The organism is Acidobacterium sp. S8, from assembly GCF_009765985.1.
GTDB lineage: Bacteria > Acidobacteriota > Terriglobia > Terriglobales > Acidobacteriaceae > Alloacidobacterium.
The window spans coordinates 907,438-929,319 of record NZ_LMUM01000037.1; the positions used below are offsets into that span (position 1 = coordinate 907,438).

Here is a 21,882-nt window from a genome sequence, read left to right on the forward strand (position 1 = left end):
GTATTACCCGCCTTCGGGCGCAGGAAAGAAATTTAGGAGCAGGCGGAAATCCGTGGAACTGTTTCGTGATGTAAAAATCGATTGGCTGGGAAAGAAGTGGTATTTCCTCGGCTTCTCACTCATCTTCAGCGTGGCGGGCGTACTCTCGCTGCTTTTCTGGCATGGTCTGCCACAGGACGTTGACTTCCGCGGCGGCACCGTCGTGCGCGTAAAATTCGACCAGCAGCCGAATGTCGATCACATCCGCGCTGCGGCAGACAAGGCCGGGCTCAAGGATGTGCGCATCCAGACCATCGTCGGTGGGCAGGCTACGAACAACGAAGTCATCATCGCGCTGGCGCAGAAGGCGAATGAAGCGTCACTCGACGCCGGTCGCGCCACTATCCTGCAGACGCTTGAAGCCAACTATGCGCATGACGCCGGCGGTCCGGGGAAAATTGACCTCGACAATGCCAGCCAGGTCGCGCTGGCAGATTGGCTCGCGCAGAAGGACCCGGAGCATCTCGGTGCGAGCGACGCCACTGCGCAGCACTATGCGCAGCAGGCAACCGCAATCTTCGACTATCGCAATGGCCGGGGCGGCCTGATCGACTCCATTGACGGTCTCGCTACCGTGACCACCCCGGCAGTTCTCGGCGAATTGAAGCAGGACGCCTATCTCTCCGGCTTCACCATCCGCAACGTCGAAATCGTAGGCCCCCAGGTCGGCGCACAGCTTAAGAAACAGGCCCTGCTGGCAACGCTCTATTCGTTGGCGGGAATGCTGGTCTATCTCTGGTTCCGCTTTGAGCTGATCTATGGTGTGGCCGCGGTTGTCGCCGTATTCCATGACACCCTGATCACCGTCGGAGCCTTCAGTCTTGCGGACAAGGAAATCTCGCTGACTGTCATCGCTGCCATTCTGACCCTGGTCGGCTACTCGATGAACGACACCATCGTCGTCTTCGACCGTATCCGCGAGAACCTGCGCCTTACCCGTCGCGAGCCACTCGCCGCCGTCGTTAACCGCAGCATCAACCAGACGCTGAGCCGGACGGTGCTGACATCGGGCCTGACCTTCCTGACCGTGCTCTCCCTCTATCTTTTCGGCGGTGAAGTGCTGCACGCCTTCTCCTTTGCACTGGTCGTCGGCATTCTCATCGGCACCTATTCTTCCATCGCAGTAGCAGCACCCATGCTGGTGGCTTATCAGGAGTGGCGTCAGCAGCGTGGCAAAGGCGCGGTTTTGCCCGCGGCAAAAAAAGCCCGGGTGTAGCGTTTCCAGAGACATGCCGAGTGTGATATAGGTTTTCCACTCGGCTTTTTCAGAGTTCGACACCCGCTTAAAAAAAAGTCCGGGCAACCGGGAACAAACAAACACCCGTCTGGTGTCTATATGTGGTAACAAGTTTCTGGAAGAGGTAGGCCATGTTTGAAGATTCCCTGATGGAATCGGGCGGCAAGATTAAGACCAAGAGCAAATACCTAACAATCATTGGATTTGTCTTGAACGGGTCGATTCTCGCTGCCATGATCCTCTATCCGCTGATTAATCCGGATGCGCTGCCAAAAGCGATGATGGCAACCCTGCTGGTCGCACCGCCACCGCCGCCACCGCCGCCACCCCCGCCGCCGCCGCAGGCCCCTGTACATGTACAGAAGATCGTCTCTGAGATGTTGAACAACCAGCTGACGGCACCCACCAAGATTCCGAAAGACATCAAGATGGTCAAGGAAGAGGCCGCTCCTCCCAGCACCGGTGTTGCCGGTATGGAAGGCATGGGCGGTGGCTCATCCGGTGGCGTTCTCGGCGGTGTCCTCGGAGGAATTGGTAATGGTCCCGCGCCGGTCGTGAAAGCGGCTGCGCCAAAGAAGGTTGCCGTCTCATCGGGCGTTATGCAGGGCAATTTGCTGGTAAAAACTGTTCCGCAGTATCCAGCCATTGCCAAGGCAGCCCGCATCCAAGGAACCGTTGTACTTCAGGCAACGATTTCCAAGTCCGGCACCATCGAAAACTTGCACGTAGTCAGTGGTCCGCCTATGTTGCAGCAGGCGGCCATGGACGCGGTAAGGTCCTGGCGGTATAAACCCTATCTTCTCAACAGTGAGCCGGTAGAGGTGGAAACGCAGGTGAACGTGGTCTTCAGCCTCGGCGGTTGATGCCCGTACTCATCATCCTGCCGCTCCGGCGCAGTGCGCCGCAGCGGTGAACCGAAGGCAGCCACGCGCATTTCGCGCAGGTATTTCTTAACAGCAGCAAACTCCTCAGGAGGAAAGATTCACGTGATTCTCGCTCATCTGACACAAGCATTTCACCCGGCTACGCTGGCCTTTTTCCAAGATCAGACCGTAGGTTTCAGCCCCATCGACCTGTGGAACAACATGGGCTCGCTCGCCAAGGGCGTTGTCATCATTCTGTTCATCATGTCGATCTGGTCTCTGGCCGTCATCATCGACCGCTGGCTCTACTTCAGCGCAGCCCGCAAGCAGTCGCGTGAGTTCGCTCCCCGCGTTGCTGGCGCTCTCAAGGAAGGCAAGCTGGACGAGGCCATCAAGGTCGCCGATCGGAACAAGAAGTCGCACCTGGCTGAAGTTGTAACAGCCGGTCTGCAGGAGTTCCGCAACTACGGCAGCGGCGGCGCCGTGACCGAGGATCAAATTGAGTCCTCCAAACGCGCCCTCGAACGGTCCGAAGCCATTGTGCACGCCAAGCTGAAGCGTGGCCTGGGCGGACTGGCCACCATTGGTTCCACGGCTCCGTTTATCGGACTCTTCGGAACGGTCATCGGTATCTTGAACGCATTCCGTCAGATCGCAACCCAGAAGACCTCGGGTATCGGCGCAGTCGCCGGCGGTATTTCTGAAGCACTCGTGACAACCGCCTTCGGTCTGCTGGTCGCTATTCCTGCCGTTATGACGTTCAACTACTTCACCAACAAGGTGGAAGCGTTCGACGTCGAAATGGACAACTCCTCGAGCGAACTGATCGACTACTTCCTCAAGCAGGGCAACCGCCGTTAATTGGCGGGCGCGATAATCGGTGAGCGGGAATCCTGAGCTTGGAGCGGGGCTGCAAAATGCCCTGCTCCGGCAGTTTCAACCCGCAATCCAGGATGAAGAAGCTCGAGCTGAAAGCCCGGCATAGGATAGTGATCCGGGGGAGCATAAATGGCAATCGTTAAAAGAAACGAAGGAAAAAAGGTCAACTCCAACATCAACGTCACCCCCATGGTGGACGTGATGCTGGTGCTGTTGATTATCTTCATGGTCATTACGCCCATGCTCCAGAACAAGGTCAACGTGGAGCTGGCGCAGACCGATAACCCGACGGCCATGCCCGACGCCGACCACGAAGATGCCGTGGTGGTAGCGGTCACCCGCGACAGCAAGATTTTTCTGGGGCAGGATCAGGTTTCTCTCGCCGATCTCGGCGCGAAAGTTGGCGATCAGCTGCAGAACAAGACAAACAAAGAAGTGTTTTTCCGTGCGGATGCCCGCGCGCACTACGGCACTGTCATGGATGCGATCGACGCCGTGCGTACCACGGGTGTGGAGCAGGTGGGCCTGTTGACCGAACAGCGTCAGGGCGCGGAAAATCGCCAGCCGCCCCCGAGTGCCGGCGGCGAATAAGCACAACGCAGCGGAGAAATGAGGAACTGACTTATGGCTATGGGAAGTGGCAGCGGTCCGGGTGGACTCAATGCCGATATCAACGTTACCCCTCTGATCGACGTCCTGTTGGTGCTGTTGATCATCTTCATGGTCATCGTGCCAGTTACGCCGAAGGGCTTGGATGCGCTGGTTCCCCAGCCGCCGAAGAACCCTCAGCAGCAGCAGCCGAATGATCGTACGATCGTCGTCTCGATCAACAATGGCCCCGGTGGAGTTCCGGCCTACCTGATCAATACGGACACCGTGGCAAAGACCGATCTGAAAACCAGGCTCGATGCCATCTACTCGACCCGCGCCGAAAAGGTGATGTTCATTAAGGGTGACCCCGAACTGAACTTTACTTCCGTGGCGGAGGTTGTGGATATGGCCCATGGTGTGGGCGTGGACCACATCGGACTGATTACGCCGAAGATTGAAGCGGGCCAATAGGCCCGCTTTTTACGGCCAGCCTGGGTTCCCTCGCCAAGTGCTTGCCATTCGACAGAAACAAATTACAATCACTGCGCAGATACTTTTTTTGCATCCCAATGCTATACGCGGTACATCGGGCGTAAGCTGGCGATCAGGCGATCAAAGGAGATGAGAGACAGAATGAATCGAATCGCACGTTTTCCGGTAATGGCGGCCGCGTTCCTGGCGATGCTGACCATGACGACCGGGTGCAGCCGCCTCAAGGCCCGCGACCAGTTGAATAAGGGCGTGGCTGCCTATAAAAATGCCAGATACGAAGAGGCAATTGGTCATTTCCAGAATGCGGTGAATCTCGACCCCAAGCTTCCGATGGCGCGGCTTTACCTCGCCACCGCGTACGCGCAGCAGGTAGTTCCCGATTTAACAACGCCAGACAATCTCAAGAACGCTAATCTGGCGATTCAGGGCTTCCAGGGTGTACTCGATCGTGATCCCAAGGACATCAGCAGCCTCAAGGGTATTGCTGGCCTTTACTTCCAGATTGACGAGTTTGACAAAGCCAAAGAATGGCAGCAGAAAGTGCTGGCCGTTGACCCTCAGGATGCCGAAGCCGCCTACACCATCGGAGTCATCGACTGGGGCATCGCGCATAAGAATTCAGTGAAGATTCTCTCTGAAGCCGGACTGCAGGATGACGGAAATGGAAACGCCAAGACGCCCAAGAAGACCTGCCAGACAATCGTGGATCAGAACTCGGGGATTGTAAACGAAGGCATGCAGTACCTGCAGAAAGCCCTCGATATCCGCCCGACCTATGATGACGCGATGGCGTACATGAACCTCATGTACCGCCAGAAGGCAAGTCTCGAGTGCGGCAACGATCAGGCCCGCAAGGATGACATTGCACAGGCTGATCAATGGCGCGAAAAAACCATGGGTACCCGCAAGGCTAACGAAGAGAAGAAGCTCAATCAGCCGGGCGGTATCGTGATGGACAGCTCAGGCAAAATGAAGTAATTCCGCTTTCAAAAGCAGCAAAAAGCCGCCGATTTCGGCGGCTTTTTGCTGTCTAAAGCGTCCTTTTGCCGCGCAAATTGATCCGATTTGGCAGCAATCAAAAATTCTGTTTAAAATCCTTCCTTGCCGTGTCGAAGCCCGCGAAATCCATTCGAAAAATTCTTATCGCCAATCGGGGTGAAATCGCTCTCCGCATTCTGAGAGCCTGCCGTGAGTTGGATATCGCAACGGTAGCTGTCTATTCAGGCGCCGACCGCGCCGCTCTCCATGTCCTAGAGGCAGACGAGGCCTACCGATTGGGGCCCGCTCCAGCCGCTGAATCGTATCTGCGCGGTGATCTGATTTTGGAGGTTGCCCATCATTCGGGTGCCGACGCGATCCATCCTGGCTATGGATTTCTTTCTGAAAACGCTGCCTTCGCCGAAGCCTGCGAGCGCGCAAAAATTAAATTTATTGGGCCACCCGCAAGTGCCATGCGGACGCTCGGCTCAAAGACGCGCGCCCGGCAGGCGGCTGACGCAGCAGGGATGCCGCGCACTCCTGGATCTGTAAAGAGATTGGCTTCGCTCGACGAAGCCCACGCCGTTGCCGAGGAGATCGGCTATCCCGTCATGCTCAAGGCTGCAGCCGGCGGAGGAGGCAAAGGTATGCGCGCAGTCTTCAGCCGGGAAGAGCTAAGCGTGGCCTTCTCTGGTGCCAGCAGCGAGGCGGAACGGGCCTTCGGATCGGGCGAAGTTTACCTGGAAAAATTGATCGAGCGGCCACGCCACATCGAAATTCAAATTCTCGCTGATGAACATGGCAACTGTGTGTCTCTAGGTGAGCGCGAGTGTTCCGTTCAGCGCCGCCATCAGAAAGTGATCGAAGAAGCACCATCGGCAGTAGTCGGTGAAGAGTTGCGAAAGCGCATGGGCGAAGCCGCGGTGCGACTGGCAAAATCTGCCGGATACACCAACGCGGGCACAGTCGAGTTCCTCGTGGATGACCAGAAAATTTTTTATTTTCTCGAGATGAACACCCGCCTGCAGGTGGAGCACCCTGTGACGGAACTGGTGGCCGGGCTTGATCTGGTCCATTTGCAGATTCGCATCGCTCAGGGTGAGATGCTGCCCTTCAAGCAGGAAGATATTCGCCTGCGCGGTCACGCCATAGAGTGCCGCGTCTACGCAGAAGATCCGGATAATGGATTCTTCCCGTCTCCGGGAAAAATTACCCGGCTTCTTCAACCCGGCGGTCCCGGTATTCGCGAAGATTCCGGTATCTATGAGGGCTGGACGGTACCGTTGGACTACGATCCGATGCTATCGAAACTCATTGCGTATGCGCCGACGCGCGATGCGGCAATTGCACGCATGTTACGGGCCCTCGATGAATATGTGATTGGGGGCATCCGCACAAATCTGGGACTTTTCCGCCGCATCCTTCGCGATGCAGACTTCCAGGCGGCGCGCATTGATACGAGCTATCTTGATCGATTGCTGGGAGCGGATGGAAACGCAGACGAAGCGCCTGCGGAAGCGGAGATAGCAGCCCTGATCGCTGCCGCGATTTTCGAAAATCTTCGTCCTGGCAACAGCAATGGACGTAGTCATGCGGATCTTTCCCCAACAGCGAATGCATGGAAGATCACGGCCAGACGCGAAGGGCTGCGCCCATGATGATCCAGCTCGAAGTCGATGGGAAACTCCGGCGCATTGCGCTGACGCGAACGGAATCTACGAACGCATACCAAGTCAGTGTCGACGATGGCCCTGAGATCCTTATCGATGCCGAGCAACTGCAGCCAGGCGTGCTCTCAATGCAGATCGGCGGAAAGACCTATCGCTGCGTGCTGGAAGGAAGCCCTGAGGGGACAGCGGTGCATCTTCAGGGCAGGCGGGTTCAGTATCGCGTTGACGATCCGCGCTCACTGAAGTCCCGCCGTCAACGCCAGGGCGGAGCGGATGGGCCAAAAAAAGTTACGGCTCCCATGCCCGGACGAGTGGTGCGCGTGCTCGCCAAAGTCGGAGACATGGTGGAAGCGCATCAAGGCATCGTCGTGATCGAAGCGATGAAGATGCAGAACGAATTGAAATCTCCAAAAGCGGGTAAAGTCGTGCAAGTTCGGGTCGAACAGGGCGGTACAGTCTCAGCTGGCGAAGTGCTGGCTATAGTGGAGTAGCTCATTCTCATCCCTCGCATTTTCGATTGCGTTATATTGGATTCGGCGCATTCGGACGCCTCCGTGTCCGCGGGCAGGGCTGAGCCTACCGATAAGTAATTCTTCACAATTTTTGAAGACGCATCTTCTTTTTGCCCGTAACGCGGACGCCGGGCTGTACTTCGAAAGGAGATCGTCATGTCCGAAAGTCTTCCCAATGCTGTGCCTACGCGCCGCCTCCCGCAGCAGCCAAGTCTGGAGCAGCTCAAGAAACAAGCCAAGGATTTATTGGAACGGTATCGCGCTCACGACCCGGCAACCGTGGCGGAGATACAGCAGTTCGAGCGCAAGCCTGATCCTGCTACGTTCGCGTTACACGACGCACAGCGCGTACTCGCCCGGGCTTATGGCTATCCAAGCTGGGCAAAGCTCAAAGCATTCGTGGACGGCGTCAACGTGGTCCGGTTTATGGAAGCAGTCAAGATAGGTGATGCGGCACAGGTTCGCAAGATGCTCGTGTCCCGCTCTGAACTCGTGGATATGGACGTGAGCGCTAACGACGAGCATCGCGCCATACATTTCGCCGTACTGCGCCGCGATACGGCGATGGTGAGGCTGTTGATGGAGGCCGGCTCCGATGCCCGCAAAGGGATATTCCCGCACCGGGACGCCACTTCTGCGTTCAGCCTCGCCCGTGACAGGGATTACGGCGAACTCGTCGCCATCATCGAAGAAGAAGAGCGGCAGCGACGGGCCGAAATGAGTTGTCCGAATGCCACGGTTTCCCCGGTTCAGGATGAGATCAGTAGCGCCATTATGCGCGGCGACCGTGATACCGCCATGCGCCTGCTGGATGCAGATCGCTCCCTGATTCAGGCTTGCGATCGCGACGGCGCGACACCGCTGCACATTGCAGCGCAGCAAACGGATGTCGAACTGATTGCCTGGCTGCTGAAGCGCCGCGCAAATGTACGGAAAAAAGACCTGCATGATCTTATGGCACTTGATCGCGCGGCACTTGCCGCTGGTCCTGGTAGCAATCAGCACGCTCGTAGATTTCCCGATATCGCCCGATTGTTGCTGGAGGGTGGGGCAGAGATGACTATCTATGTCGCCGTAGCGTTGGCAGATGCTCCGCGCGTCCGGACACTGATTAGCACTAATCCGGAAGTATTGCGCAGAATTGGAACCTGGAGTGGTGGACTTCTCACATTGGCCGTCAATTATGGACATCTTGAAATCGCCAGTCTGTTGCTCGATTTGGGCGCCGATGTAGATGAACGAGTCATGCTTGAAGAGCTGGAAACGCCAGCCCTTAGTTGGGGCATGCCTCTTTGGTGCGCGGCTCTGGCTGGAAATTTTGCAATGGTCAAGTTGCTTCTCGACAGAGGTGCCGATCCTAATGCCAATGTTTATGCCTCCGGCTGGCCGCTTAACAAAGCGTGGAATCACAAGGACGAGTCTGTAAAGAATCTGCTTTTGGAGCGTGGTGCTAAGCGGACGCCGTATATGGTTGCCGAAACACACGATGTCAACGAAGCGACGCGGCTGTTGAAAGCAGATCCGAGTGAGGAGGTTATACAGGAGCTTCTATGGTCTGCCGCCGATCACGGATGTCCAGAGATCGTTGCGCTGGCATTACCACATCTCAAATGGCCACTCGATGATCCGAGATGGCACTGGGTGCTGATTCAACCTCCGCGAGGCACGAGTGGTGGTGATGCAGACAACGAAGGTCAGTTCCGCTGCATGGCCTTGTTGCTACAGCACGGAATCGATCCCAATATCACACGCTTTGGCCAGACAGTTCTGCATTTCACGGCGGCGCGACAGGGCGGTTTGAGCGATGAGGACAGAGCGCATTTTGCTTCCATGCTGCTCGATCACGGAGCGCGCCCAGACTTGCGAGATGACCTGCTGCGCTCGACACCTTTGGGCTGGGCCTGCCGCTGGGGGCGACCGAAACTAGCCCAGTTACTGATCGAACGTGGGGCGCCGGTGAAGGAACCAGATGCGGAGCCCTGGGCAACGCCGGAAGCCTGGGCAGCGAAAATGAAGCACGACGCGGTGCTCGAACTTTTGCGCCGAAACCGGTGACTTAGCGGTGAATTTTGCGTCTATATTGCTAATGCAATATAGTTAAGCTTAAGATGCGTGGATTTCGTACAAGCGAGCGATCCCAGCTATCCCGTGCCCAGCTAAGCTGGACGCGCTGGATAGCGGTGCTCTGCGTTGCGCTTGTCATGCTGATCGGATTCATCCAGGTCGTGCATACGCATCCCGACGGCCAGGTAGATCACGAAGGCTGCTCGCTTTGCAATACGGCGCACCATGCGGTGCAGACGGTTGCACTGGTAACACTCTCCGTGTCGGTCCGTCCGGTATGGCGGCTCGCTTCAGAAAAGCCATTGGATCGGCCGCGCCAGAAAGTTCTGCATAAGTTGGCCAACCGGCCTCCGCCTGTATCCCAGATTGCTGCCTAAACCGGCTTTTATCTGGGGAAACACACAACAGGCTTTTGGAGGTCTTATTATGCGCACGCTTCTACGTCGCGTCCTTTCTGCTTTTCTTTTCACCTGCAGTTTGATTTTTTTGCCGGCAGCATTTTGTGCACAGGCAACCGGCAATTCCGGCACGGTCAGCGGTACGGTCACTGATCCCAGCGGCGCAGTGATTCCTGGCGCCACGGTTTCCATTCACAATCCGGTCAGCAAGTATGAGCGTACGGCCACGACCGACAACGCGGGACATTACCAGTTTCCTAATATCCCTCTGAATCCGTATCACCTTATCGTGGCGATGACGGGATTCAGCAATGCTGCGCAGGATGTGGATGTAGTTTCCACTGTTCCTGTGACCGCCAATATCAGCTTGAAGCTCGGAGAGGCTGCGGATACGACGGTCGTAGTGACCGGCGAAGACCTCGTCGAGAACGATACGAGCATGCACACGGACATCGATCGCGGGCTTTTTCAAAAGTTGCCGCTTGAGAGCCAGTCTTCATCGGTGAGTTCGATGGTGACGCTGGCCTCCCCTGGTGTAGCCGCGGATTCGAACGGAATGTTCCACGGGCTTGGCGACCATGCCTCGAACTCATTCTCTGTCGACGGCCAGCCGATCACCGATCAGCAGAGCAAGACCTTCTCGAATCAAATTCCGGCTGAGTCGGTGCAATCGCTCGAAGTGATCGATGGCGCGCCTCCGGCTGAGTATGGGGACAAGACAAGTCTCGTCATTAAAGCTACGACTCGGTCGGGACAGGGTGTGAACAAGCCTACCGGCACCATTTACACCTCGTACGGAGCTTTTGGTTCCGCGAGCGGAGGTTTCGATCTCGGCTATGGCGGCGACAGCTGGGGCAACTTTATTGCCGCCAGCGGCATGAAGACCAGCCGTTTTCTCGATCCGCCGGAGTTCGTGGTCTTTCACGACAAGGGCAACCTGCAGAATATATTTGACCGTGCCGATTATCAGTTCACGCAAAAGGATTCCATCCATCTGAACCTGAACTACAGCCGCTCGTGGTTTCAGACGCCGAATGCGTATGACAACCTGAATGTTCTGGACCAGAACGGAAACAGTGTTGGCGACACCGATCAGAAGTCGAAGATCGAAACCTTCAACATTTCGCCAACGTATACGCGGCTTGTAAGCCAGTATTCGGTGCTTAATCTTGGCGCTTACGCGCGTAAAGACGCATATAACTACTTTCCGAGCAGCAATCCCTTCGCCGATCTTGGTCCCATCCAGCAGGAGAGTATCGGGCAGCGACGGACGCTTTTGAACGCGGGAGCGCACGGGGATATCTCGTATGTGCGCGGCGCTCATAACTTCAAGGCCGGGGCGGTTTACGAACAGACGATCCTGCGGGAGAACGATTTACTCGGCATCGTCAGTCCTACGCTCAATTCCCCATGCGTCGATGGAAACGGCAAGCCGGTCAGTGGATACAGCAATCCCTCGCAGTGCGCCGCAGCGGGATTATTTCCGAATGACGGGTCCAATCCGAATGTAACGGCGACGCCATTCAACCCCATTCTTCTGCCATATGATCTGACGCGCGGCGGCGGCCTCTTCGGCTTCGACGGGCACACGGACGTAAAGGAACTAGCGCTTTATATCGAAGATCAGATCACCAAGGGAAACTGGCTCTTTAATGTCGGCATTCGCGGCGATCTGTACAACGGGCTGACAACGGCCAGCCAGGCGGAGCCTCGCCTCGGTACGGCTTACAGCTTCAAGCGGACGAACACAGTCCTGCGCGCTTCTTACGCGCGAACGCTTGAGACTCCGTTCAATGAAAACCTTGTGCTCTCGAGCCACGGGTGCGTCGATCCGGTGCTCTCTCCGCTGCTTCTGTGCACGCCGGGGGTGTCGAGCAATCTGCCTCCCGGTTTCCGGAATGAGTTCCATGCCGGCTTCCAGCAGGCGTTTGGCAAGAACCTGGTGCTGAGCGGCGAGTACATCTGGAAGTACACGCATGGGGCGTGGGATTTCAGTGTACTCGGCAATACGCCGATCACCTTCCCGATCAGCTGGCACAACTCGAAGATTCCCGGCTTCACGCTGCGGGCTGATGTGCCGGATTTCCACGGTGTCAGCGCTTTCGTCGTTATGTCGTCGGTGGCAGCCCGGTTCTTCCCGCCACAAAATGGCGGCGCCGGCGCTACCGTTGGTCAGAGCGGATATCCCTTCCGCATTGACCACGACGAGCGCTACAACGAGACGACCCACCTCCAGTACGCACTGCCGTTCCGCAAGAGCTCGTGGTTCAGCTTCAACTGGCGCTACGACAGCGGACTTGTGGCCGGGGCGGTACCTTGCTACAACACCACCGATCCGAACAGTGGGTGCGGTGGAACTTCGATTACGCTGCCCGATGGCCGGCCGGGGATCGATCTGAGCGGCCTGACTGCCGACCAGCAGTTCGAGGCCGGACTTGCCTGCGACGGTGTCCGTGCTACTCCGACGTCAGGTTTTACAGCCTGCGATGCGAATGGACTTTCATCCAACCTGGTGAAGATTCCTGCTCTGGGAACCGAGAACAATGACAAGAACCCGCCGCGTGTGCAGCCGCGCAGCCTGTTCGATATGGCAGCCGGCGAGGACAATCTCTTCAATGGCGATCGCCACCGTTGGGGAGCGCGTGTGACTGCTGTCAACGTGACGAATAAGTACGCGCTGTACAACTTTCTCTCGACCTTCAGCGGCACGCACTACGTGACGCCTCGGGCGATTACGGGACAGATTTCGTTCTCGTTCTAATGCTGTTTGGTGCCCCGCGCTGCGGTGCGGGGTACCCCCTCCCCCTTTTGTATAAAACCCCAGGTTAGCTTCGCGAACCTGGGGCACCCGGTGGTTTCGAGGTAAGGCTGGAATTTCAGGCTACTGTTTGCTTGTTTCCGGTGTGCCAGCTTTTGTAGGCGGCATCCAGAACGCGCTGGTTGTGCAGGCCGTCTTCGCCGGTGGCGAGGTATTCGCCGCGTCCTGCGATGGCGGCCGAGAAGCTGTCGAGCATGCGGCTATAGGCATCATCGTTTGAGACGCGCTGGTGGGCGGCTACCTTGTCCTGGCGGTAAAGGACGACATCAACCGGATGATCAACGGTGAGACCGTTCTCGCAGAGGATGACGCCGGTTTCGCCGGTGACTTCCATGAGCGAGCGATAGGAGCCGCGGGTGGTGACGGTGACGGCTCCCATGGCCCCGTTTCCGAAGGCGAAACTGACGACGGCATGCGATTCGACGGCACCGGAATGTGCGTCTTTATGGGCCAGGGTGCTGACCTCGGTGATATCAGTATTGAGCACGAAGCGCAGGCCGTCGAGGCAGTGAATGGCCACGTCGCCGATGGGGCCTCCGGTGGCGAGAGATGGATCGTAGATCCAGGCGCGCGGGCTCTTGTCGGCGTTGTAGCAAAACTGTGAATGCGCGAGCAGCGGCTGGCCGATGCGGCCTTCGGCGATCCATTCGCGGATAAGCTGGATGCTTGAGTTGTAGCGCATGTTCTGGGCTACTCCGAAGACGACTCCGGCGGCGCGAGTGGCAAAGAGCATCTGCTCGACTTCGGAGGCGTTGAGCGCGAGAGGCTTTTCGCATAGGACGTGTTTGCCGTGTTGCGCTGCGAGGAGGACGTGCGGGAGATGCAGTGCGTCGGGCGACGCGATGAAGACGGCGTCAATTTCAGGCGAGGCGCAGAGCTCTTCAGCGGAATTGAAGATACGCGGGATGTTGTACTCGCGGCCGTTCGCTGCAGCCTTTGCGGGATCGCGCCGCCACATGCCTGTCAGCGTGGATTCCTTTGCTTCGGCAAAGCCGGGAAGCATGCGTTTGATGGCGTGATGGCCGAAACCGAGGATGCCGTAGCGGGTCATGTGATCTCCGTTCAATTGGGGTGAACCCCTCTCCTTTTTCTACCATTGTTCGGTGGAGTGATTGGCGTAAACCATAGGGGTGAATGGGGGTTCAAGTGGCTTGATTTTAGAGTGAAATGAGAATCCCCACCCTTCGCTTCGCTCAGAATGGGGCACCCAGGCTGGCTCTGATGGTAAAAACCCCAGGTTAGCTTCGCGAACCTGGGGCACCCGTGACTGTGAGGTGATTCGTTTTCTACTGTGCGCCGTTCTTGAAGACTTCCTCGGCGAAGAAGTTTTCTACGCGGGCTTCGTCGCGCAGCATTTCGAGATACGCGTTGCGGAGAAGCTGGACGCGGGCATCGCGCAACTGGCCGCGGATGCTCTGCTGTACGCGAGGATCGTTCAGCTCGCGCTGTCCGGCGGCCTGCTTGTCGAGCAGCTTGTAGATGGCGTAGCCGATGGTCTTGTGCTGGTTGTCGTAGACCGGCATGATCTCGGTGATCTGGCCGGGCTGGATTTTCGACATGACAGCGTAGACCTCCGGGCTTGCGTGCAGCTGTGACTCAGAGACGAAGCCCATATCGCCACCGTTTGAAGCAGTATCAGGACGCTCGGAGAAGTTCTGCGCCAGCAGGCCGAAATCTTCGCCGCTTTCGAGGCGGTTGTGCAGCGTTTCAATCTTCTTCTTTGCTTCGGCGTCGTTGGTTGCCTTGCTGTTCTGCAGGTTGATGCTCTGCTGCTGCGGTGGCAGCGGCTGGCCGGTGACCATGATCTGCGCGAGGTGATACATGGGCTCGATCAGATTGAACTCGGCCTTGTGCGCGTTGTAATACGTGGCGATGTCGGCGTCGGTAATGTTGATCTTCGAGTTGATCTCTTTGTTGAGAAGCTTGTCCTCGGTCTTCGAGCGGCGAACCTGGCGCTTCAGATCGTCAAGGGTGAGGTGCTTGGCGGCGAGGCGCTTGTTGAACTCGTCCTGGGTGAAAGGCGCCTTGAATTCGTTGATCTGATTATCGATTTCCTCATCGGTCGCCGTGAGATTGAGCTTGGTGGCGCGCTCGAGCAGGATCTCTTCGTCAATGAGCTGGCGGATGAGGTTGAGACGCACGATGTCTGCCTGCTCTTTGGATGGCTGCTGCTGCGATTCGCCGAGATTGTTCTCGTAAAGCTTTTCCACTTCCGAGCGCATGATGGGCTTGCCGTTGACGGTAGCAACCACATCGGGGCCATGGGTGCGGCGGCAGCCAATGCCGACCAGGCAGAGAGCAGCCACGCCGACAAAGGCCATCTGCTGCGGAAGATTCAATACGCTAAAACGGGAAACGCGAGTGGCTTTCGATGGACGCTGCAATACATATCTCCTTGGAAGCGCGACGGCCGCGCTCACCAGTTCTTTCAGCATAATCTGCGGACTCATTGAAGGAAAGCCGCCGTCATCTTCCGCCCGGATTCTTTGCCGGAGCTTGCTGTGCGGTTGCCGGTTCGGGAGGCGGGGTGATGCCTTCCGCTTTCAGGGCGCGATCGATCGCGAGCCAGACCTGCGATTCGGGCAGCGCTCCGGAGAGACGCTCGCCATTGATGAAGAGTGTCGGGGTGCCATCCACGCCGAGGGCGTCGCCTTCTTTGAGCGAAGAGCGAACGACGGAGTCGTCCTGCTTCGTGAGGCAGGCATTCAGCTTTGTAGTGTCGAGCTTGCTGCGCTGGCCCTCGTCGCGTGCCAGCTTATCGAGCGTTGCGGCGGACTTGGCTGGATCGCGGTCGGGGCCGGTAACGTCTTCTCCATGGGTGTGCAGGTAATCGACGTAGTTCCAATAGGCGCTGGGGTTCTGAGTGGCGAGGCAGTTGGCGTCAATCGAAGCGCGGAGGGCCCAGGGGTGGATTTCGAGCAGCGGGAAATCTTTATAGACGACTTTGATCTGATCCTTGTAGCGATTCAGAGTGTCGGGAAAGAGCTGCGCGTGCATGCGGGCGCAGTAGGGGCATTCGAGGTCATCGAAATTGATGATGGTGACCTTGGCCTGCGGATTGCCGCGCATGGGGCGGTTGCCGGTAGAAATCTCGTCGGAGGGGTCTTTGCTCAGATCCCATTTAGAGAGGCGCGCGAGGGTGTTGCCATCCTTCGAGATGAGGAAGTTCAACGACTGGCGCTTGGTGGGATCGGTGGCGGACGAAAACGTAATCGGGACGGTGTCGTATCCTGCGATGTCACTTTTGCTGCGTGCTCCGACCTCGACGTTCCAATCCTGCGGGACATTGAGCTGCGTGCGCACAAGTATCTCGATGCGACGATCTACTTTGGGATTGCGGGGAGCGTCCTGGGCCTTGCACCCGGCTGCGAGAAGTACGAAGAGGCAGCCAAAAAGAAAACGGGTTCGAAACAAGAAAACCACCTTTCTCCCGTGGGAGAAGTCTTATTTCGATTATCTCATTCGGGGGAATTTGCGGGTGTTGGGGGAAATCGATTCCCATGTACGATGCTCGGACTTTGGGGTGGAATCTCTAATGCGCTTGGCTCTTATGGTAAAGCCCCAGGTTAGCTTCGCGAACCTGGGGCACCCGGTTTGGGATTTAGAAGATGCGGGCGGCGCGACGAAGGCTTCCGGCGGAGCCGACTCCGGCGAGAGTGAAGCTGTAGAGGTATTGGGTGTCGTCACGGACGCTGCCGAGGGAGTAGCGGCGCATCTCGAAGCTCAGGCCGCAGCAGTCCCAGTTGTAGCCGGCCTGGAAGGCATCGTATTGAAACTGATTCTGGACGAAGTCATATCCGAGGGTGGTTCCGGCGCTGAACCCGGCTTTGGTGGCTCTGCCGTAACTGGCTGAGAAGCGCAGCTGGTTGTAATTGGATGTAGGATTCGGCGATGGTGCAGTGGGCAGCACCACGGAGGGAGCTTCGGGGGCGTTCAGGTGGAAGTCTCCCGCAGAAAAGGCGTAGTTGCCCTTCTTGTATTCGGCATATACGTTGCTGGCCGTCATGCGGCCGAGGCGTGGATCGTAGTCGAGGTCCCATTCGAGGTCTGTGGATGAAGAGCTCCGCATGCGCAGGCGTGAGATGACGGGTGAGAAGTTACGCGGACCGGTGAGGAAGGCGACGCCGGTCAGGTCGAGCGAGGTCGTCAGCACATTGCGGGTGCCGGGGGTGACGGCGCGGCCGAAATCTTCGTTGAAGAAGTATTTTTGCGCAACCTGCCAGGAGAGCCAGTCGACGGTGCCTCCGCCGCAAAGATCGCTGGGGCCGAGGGCTTCGTCGCCGGTGCATGGATGCGGGCGCAGGTGGCGCAGGAAGAGGCGCTGAGTTACGGAGTAGTCGAGCTCATTTGTGTCGCTGGCAATGTCGACATCGTCAAAGCGCAGGATGGAGTCGAAGTTGTCGATGCCGGAGACGTAGTGGTATTGCAAGTCGGGCTCAATGGTGTGGCGCAGGTCGCCGCCGAAGAGGCGGGTGAGCCAGGGAGCGGAGAAGTCGCGCTCGATGGCGGGCGGACGCAGGTCGATGCCTGCTTCAAAGTCTTTGCGATTTACGCTGGCATCGCGCTCGCTGGGAACGATGCCGAGAGGTGCGGGGTTCTGGCTCTTGCCGTAGAAGGTGTCGCGCACGGCGACTTCGGGGCGGAAGGTCCAGCCGCCTGCGGAAAAGGGCAGCGCCAGATGCGGGTAGAGATCGACGCGCGGGACCTCGTGCACGCGGAAGGTTGCCGAGTTCACGGCATTGGCAGGCTCGGAGCGAGAGAGACCTGCGACCGAGGCGACGCCGCCCCACATTAAGGGGGTGATGCCGAGATACTGATCCTCGCCCTCAAACTGCAGCGTGGGCAGGTGCAGGATGCGGATTTCGGCGTTGGTGGTGTTGTTCTGAAAGCTCTGGTAGCGGTCGAGGCGGAGGCTTTCGGCAAGGCCATTGAGCGCATGCTGGCCGAAGAGCTGCGATTTGACCTCAGAGTTGATGGCTACGGCGTAGTTTTCTTCAAAGGCCTGGCGGTAGACGTAGGAGCTGAGATATTCGGCATCGACGATGGCTCGCGTGTGCCCACCCCAGTCGCGGCGGCCATCGACAAGGATGTCTGTGCCGCCCTGATTTTCAGCCGCCGGCAGACGGTCGAGCAGGGCGTGGAAGCGGACATTGAAGAAGTCTTCGCCGAAACCTCGATAGCGGAAGCTGGCCATGGGCGAGAAGCCGCGCTTGGAAAAATATTCCGTGCCGATGGTGAGGTCAGAGTTGCGGCTGAGGGCGAAGTAGACTTCTTCGCCAATGATGAAGCCCTTGGTGGTGCTGTTGCCAAGGATGGGGAGCAGGATGCCGGAGCTGCGGGTTTCTTCGCCCATGGGATGCGTGACGTAGGGCAGGTAGAAGAGTGGAACGCTCAAAAGCTGGAAGAAGCTGTTGCGGGCGCTGGCCTTTCCATTGGCGAGGTTGATTTGCTTTGCCAAAAGCTGCCAGTCGGGCTTGGGCAGGCGGCAGGAGGTCATGGTTCCGTCAACGATTTTGTACTCGCCAGGGCCGAGCTTGATGAGCTCGCGGCCAGTGAACGCGAATGGATTCGGCGAGGTGAAGATCATCCGGTTATGCGGGCCGGAGGAGACGCCCAGAGTGCCGACTACGTCGTAGAAGTGCGCCGTATCGCGGTCGAAGTTCATTTCGCCATGCGTGGCGGTGATGTGTTCGTTATCGGGACTGCCGTCGACGACGATGTGCCCCTCGGCGGTAACGTCGCCGGTATCGCGGTTATAGGTGACTTTGTCGGCCTGCACCGTGTAGTCACGGTAATAAATGAGGACATCGCCTTCGAGGGTGAAGATGTTGTTTTGTTCACGCTGGGTGGTGGCGTGTATCTCAACGGGAACGCCTGTGGGCGGCGCGGGTATGACCTTTGCGACGGGAATGTCTGACGAGATTCCCGCATCCTGCACGAGAGTTTCGGATGAGCGTTTTTCCCCGGCGTCAGCTGTGCCAGCGGCGGGAGGAAACTGCTTCGTTACTGCCTGCGGCCAAAGCTGCGGATGACAGAGGTAGAGCAGCGTGATACATAAAAAGGTGCGGGCTCTCATCACGAGGGGCAATCTCAGCATAACAAAGCTCCAGCAGGTAAATCTGGAGCGGCCTTACGAGGGAGAAAGCGCCGCTGCTCTGGTGTATGACAATTCGGCTGCTCGCTCCGTCCCGCCTGGCTGGAAGGGGTGAGTTGTACGTGTCTCCGCTGCCTTCGGTCCTCCAACACAGTAGTAAGGAGCGCCTGCATTCGCATGGATGCAGGCACTTCCACAGCAATACGGGGAACTCCATTGAGCACATCGACGTCACGCCTGCAATTTGATTCTGCCGCCACCGACCCCTCTTCATGGAAAGACGAAGTGAACGCCCGTCTTGCCGCGCATCGCACGCGGCGGACGCGCACGCCCGATGGGCAGTCTGCGCTCCCGGGCTTTGAAACTGAAAACACGCGGGGACGGCAAGAGTCGCAGACGAGCGTAGCTGCGCGTGTAGCCGAGCGCTACGCCAAAGCGCCCTCGTACAGCGAAATGCTTGCGGCGCAGGCTGCTGCTGCGCGCGCGGCTGAAGCTGCCGCAGAGGCCGCGGCACAGGCGCATGCGGCAACGCAGGCGGTCTTTGCTGAAATGGAAATGGAAGAAGCAGCGCCTACAGTTGCGGAGTACCAAGTCGCCGAGCCGCGGCGTTCGGAACAAGCTGTTGCGGCGCGGCGTCCGCTGATTACGGAAATTGTCGATCCATTTGAGGAAGCGACCGTCACTCCGGCGCAGCCTTTGCCGGCTAAGCTGATTGAATTTCCACGTGAGCTGATAGCGACACGCAAGGCGCGTCCACGGCTGGCTGAGGGGCCGCTGCGTGAGACCGAGGCAGTAGCGCATGACGGCTCGCAGCTGCGGATCTTCGAAGTTGAGCCGGAGACGATTTCCAAGGAGCCGGTTTCGGCGTCGGTGTTGCCGGAGTGGCATTCGATTCGGCTCGATGCCAAGCCGCGCGAAGAATTTCACGAGCCGGAAAAGCCGGCAACGAGCGTCTATAGTCCCTTGTTCGAGCTTCCGCTGCAGATTGCACCGCTCGGAGACCGGCTGATGGCCGGGATAGTGGATGCTTCGCTGGTGATGGCATCGTTTCTGCTCTTCGTGCTGGTATTTGTAGCCTGCACGGCTCACCCGCCGACAGGAAAGGCAGCGCTTGCAGGAGCGGCTATCGCGCTGGTGGGACTTGGCATGCTCTACGAATGGCTTTTCTTTACCTATTCGGATGCAACGCCGGGCATGCGTTACGCGAAGATTGCTCTCTGCACCTTTGAAGACGAGAACCCAACGCGGAAGTCACTGCGGAGCCGGGTGGGCGCGCTGCTGCTCTCGGCGTTGTCGCTTGGACTGGGATTTCTCTGGTCATTCTTCGACGAAGATCATCTGGGCTGGCATGATCGCATGACGCGGACGTACCAGCGGAGCTATCGATAGGGCTGATCCGTCAGCAATCATTTCCTGTTCACAACTGAAGGTCTGGTCTCACGTTCGAATGCACATCAACAGAAGAAAGTTTTTAATCACCGGCAGCCTTGTGGCTGGCGCTGTCACATCGTCCCGCGTAATCTTTGCGGCCAGCGCTCGCTTCAGCAGCTTGCCCGAATCATTGGCGAAGCTGGAGAAGGATTGCGAGGGCCGTCTCGGCGTAGCTGTTCTGGATATTGGCTCCGGTGAGAGCAGCGGCTATCGTGTGGACGAGCGCTTTGCCATGTGCAGCACTTTCAAGATGCTGTTGGCAGCGGCAGTATTGCAGCGAGTGGACACGGGCAAAGAGAACCTGGACAGGATGGTTCAGATGCCGACGACAGGATTTCTCTTTAATTCTCCGATGACGCAGCCGCATGCAGGCGGCAAGATGGCGGTGAGCGATTTGTGCGTGGCCATTCTCACGCGGAGCGACAACACGGGCGCCAATTTATTGCTGGAGACGATCGGCGGTCCTGCGGGCATTACTCAATTTGCGCGTTCGCTGGGCGACAACGTCACGCGGTTGGATCGCGTGGAAACGGCGTTGAACGAGGCGTTGCCGGGCGATCCGCGGGATACCACTTCACCGGCAGCGATGGCTGCAAACTGGCGTAAGGTTCTACTTGGCGACAAGCTCTTGACGGCATCGCGCAAGCAGCTTACCGACTGGCTGATTGCGAACAAGACCGGCGATGAGCGGCTGCGGGCAGGCTCCCCGACTGGATGGACGGTGGGAGACAAGACAGGCTCGAATGGAGAGAACACTACCAACGATGTTGCCATTCTCTGGCCCACGGCCCAGGCTCCGGTGATAGTGGCTGCTTACCTGACCAGTTGCGCGGGGCCTGAATCGAAACGCGATGCGGTTCTGGCTGAAGTCGGGCGGCAGGTGGCGAAATGCATTCAGCCTGCCCAGTGAGGGAGGCTAGAGCTTTGTCGACTGCTCCGCGGCTGCACCGGCCCCGATGATAGCGATGGTCGGGTCTTCGGTCAGGACTTCGAGCGTGTAGCTTTGGAGCGGGCTCATCTTCACCATCTCGTATAGATATTGCTTGAGCAGGGAGATTTCCAGGCGCTGGATGTCGCGGCCAGTGAAGTAGAACTTGCCCGGGCCTTCGAGGTGAATCTGCGTTGCGGTGGCTGCGGCTAAGCCGCGATGGTAGCGGTGAAAGAAATCCATGCAGCGCTTGTCGCCTTTTTTCGCAGCGGCAAAGACTTCGTCCGGTTCAAGGTCGAGGAAGCGCAGGCGCATGGCACGGTGGCCCATGATGCCTTCGAGGTGGCCGATTCCGCCGCAAGGGCAATAATTTTCTTTAGGGTCAAGGCTGACGACGGTGTGGCCGCCTTCCCATGGGCCTTCGGCATAAGGATACCGACCAAAGCCGATGCCATTACCGATGGTCCAGACGCGGATGAGGCGGTCAAGCTGGCCACGAGTGGCGGCGAGCCCCGCTGCTGCTGCGTCGGCATCATTGAAGCAGCTGACGCTGGTGGCGATGCCGCGTGCCTTGAGTCCGGCCTGTATTGTCTCTGCGATGTGCGCGCCTTTGAGCTGGGGCAGGTTGGGCGAATCTTCGACAACGCCGTTGCGGATGATGCCGGGCATGGCTACACCGATGGCGTCGACGGTGGTGCCGTCAGGGATGAGGGCGCGGATTTCGTCGGAGATGCTGGCGGCAAGGGCGTCGGCTGGAAACTCTATCAGTCCATTCGATTCGTCCATGTGGTCGGGGAACCTGCGCGGCGCTCCTGTGATCTTATGATCGTCGATGAGGCCGGAACGAATGGCCTCAGTCATGACAACGCCGATGGTCTTTGCCATTTT

The 21,882-nt window shown here is 58.1% G+C and carries 18 protein-coding genes; 13 read left to right on the forward strand and 5 right to left on the reverse strand.

The annotated features are described in order from the left end of the window. The first annotated feature begins 52 nt into the window (after positions 1-52). The 11 genes from secF to GSQ86_RS22640 all read left to right on the forward strand — a co-directional run bounded on the left by secF (position 53) and on the right by GSQ86_RS22640 (position 12,484). Complete coding sequence (gene secF / locus GSQ86_RS22590; RefSeq protein WP_158752389.1) at positions 53-1,255, forward strand: protein translocase subunit SecF; 1,203 nt, start codon at positions 53-55, stop codon at positions 1,253-1,255. A gap of 152 nt (positions 1,256-1,407) precedes the next feature. Further along, complete coding sequence (locus GSQ86_RS22595) at positions 1,408-2,139, forward strand: energy transducer TonB (RefSeq protein WP_158752390.1); 732 nt, start codon at positions 1,408-1,410, stop codon at positions 2,137-2,139. Positions 2,140-2,262: 123 nt separating this feature from the next. Continuing rightward, positions 2,263-3,000: a MotA/TolQ/ExbB proton channel family protein gene (locus GSQ86_RS22600; protein WP_158752391.1), complete on the forward strand. Its 738-nt coding sequence runs from the start codon at positions 2,263-2,265 to the stop codon at positions 2,998-3,000. Between the two features lie 147 nt (positions 3,001-3,147). After that, positions 3,148-3,609 (forward strand): biopolymer transporter ExbD, encoded by a 462-nt coding sequence (locus tag GSQ86_RS22605; protein ID WP_158752392.1) that lies wholly within the window; start codon positions 3,148-3,150, stop codon positions 3,607-3,609. 33 nt (positions 3,610-3,642) lie between these two features. Next, positions 3,643-4,080, forward strand: coding sequence for a biopolymer transporter ExbD (locus GSQ86_RS22610; protein ID WP_158752393.1), 438 nt, complete (start codon positions 3,643-3,645; stop codon positions 4,078-4,080). 162 nt (positions 4,081-4,242) lie between these two features. After that, entirely contained in the window at positions 4,243-5,079 is an 837-nt protein-coding gene (locus GSQ86_RS22615; RefSeq protein ID WP_158752394.1) for a tetratricopeptide repeat protein, read from the forward strand. A gap of 128 nt (positions 5,080-5,207) precedes the next feature. Then, positions 5,208-6,737, forward strand: coding sequence for an acetyl-CoA carboxylase biotin carboxylase subunit (gene accC, locus GSQ86_RS22620; RefSeq protein ID WP_254062564.1), 1,530 nt, complete (start codon positions 5,208-5,210; stop codon positions 6,735-6,737). Beyond that, positions 6,734-7,240, forward strand: a complete 507-nt coding sequence (locus tag GSQ86_RS22625) for a biotin/lipoyl-containing protein (RefSeq protein ID WP_158752395.1) — start codon at positions 6,734-6,736, stop codon at positions 7,238-7,240. Before accC ends, GSQ86_RS22625 begins: the two co-directional genes overlap by 4 nt. Positions 7,241-7,417: 177 nt before the next feature. After that, complete coding sequence (locus GSQ86_RS22630; protein ID WP_158752396.1) at positions 7,418-9,316, forward strand: ankyrin repeat domain-containing protein; 1,899 nt, start codon at positions 7,418-7,420, stop codon at positions 9,314-9,316. A gap of 53 nt (positions 9,317-9,369) precedes the next feature. Further along, the gene (locus GSQ86_RS22635; RefSeq protein WP_158752397.1) at positions 9,370-9,702 is read left to right on the forward strand and encodes a DUF2607 family protein; all 333 of its coding nucleotides are present in this window, start codon (positions 9,370-9,372) and stop codon (positions 9,700-9,702) included. 49 nt (positions 9,703-9,751) lie between these two features. After that, the gene (locus tag GSQ86_RS22640) at positions 9,752-12,484 is read left to right on the forward strand and encodes a TonB-dependent receptor (RefSeq protein ID WP_158752398.1); all 2,733 of its coding nucleotides are present in this window, start codon (positions 9,752-9,754) and stop codon (positions 12,482-12,484) included. Positions 12,485-12,599: 115 nt separating this feature from the next. On the opposite strand, the gene GSQ86_RS22645 is transcribed toward GSQ86_RS22640, so the two are convergent. The 4 genes from GSQ86_RS22645 to GSQ86_RS22660 form a co-directional block, all read right to left on the reverse strand. Continuing rightward, positions 12,600-13,592 (reverse strand): Gfo/Idh/MocA family protein, encoded by a 993-nt coding sequence (locus GSQ86_RS22645; RefSeq protein ID WP_158752399.1) that lies wholly within the window; start codon positions 13,590-13,592, stop codon positions 12,600-12,602. 235 nt (positions 13,593-13,827) lie between these two features. Further along, positions 13,828-14,991 (reverse strand): SurA N-terminal domain-containing protein, encoded by a 1,164-nt coding sequence (locus tag GSQ86_RS22650; protein ID WP_254062565.1) that lies wholly within the window; start codon positions 14,989-14,991, stop codon positions 13,828-13,830. A 16-nt stretch (positions 14,992-15,007) separates the two neighbouring features. Further along, positions 15,008-15,955 (reverse strand): thioredoxin domain-containing protein, encoded by a 948-nt coding sequence (locus GSQ86_RS22655; protein ID WP_158752400.1) that lies wholly within the window; start codon positions 15,953-15,955, stop codon positions 15,008-15,010. A gap of 187 nt (positions 15,956-16,142) precedes the next feature. Further along, positions 16,143-18,638 carry an LPS-assembly protein LptD gene (locus tag GSQ86_RS22660; RefSeq protein WP_158752401.1) on the reverse strand — a complete coding sequence of 832 codons (2,496 nt, stop codon included), beginning with the start codon at positions 18,636-18,638 and terminating at the stop codon, positions 16,143-16,145. A gap of 213 nt (positions 18,639-18,851) precedes the next feature. On the opposite strand from GSQ86_RS22660, the gene GSQ86_RS22665 reads away from it, so the two are divergent. Together GSQ86_RS22665 and bla are read left to right on the forward strand one after the other, a co-directional pair. Then, a complete protein-coding gene (locus GSQ86_RS22665) occupies positions 18,852-20,024 on the forward strand; it encodes an RDD family protein (protein ID WP_216841259.1) in 1,173 nt (390 codons plus the stop codon). 160 nt (positions 20,025-20,184) lie between these two features. After that, positions 20,185-20,976: a class A beta-lactamase gene (gene bla / locus GSQ86_RS22670; protein ID WP_254062566.1), complete on the forward strand. Its 792-nt coding sequence runs from the start codon at positions 20,185-20,187 to the stop codon at positions 20,974-20,976. Positions 20,977-20,982: 6 nt separating this feature from the next. Here bla and GSQ86_RS22675 read toward each other — a convergent pair whose 3' ends face one another. Continuing rightward, positions 20,983-21,879: an ROK family protein gene (locus GSQ86_RS22675; protein WP_158752404.1), complete on the reverse strand. Its 897-nt coding sequence runs from the start codon at positions 21,877-21,879 to the stop codon at positions 20,983-20,985. Between the last annotated feature and the right edge of the window lie 3 nt (positions 21,880-21,882).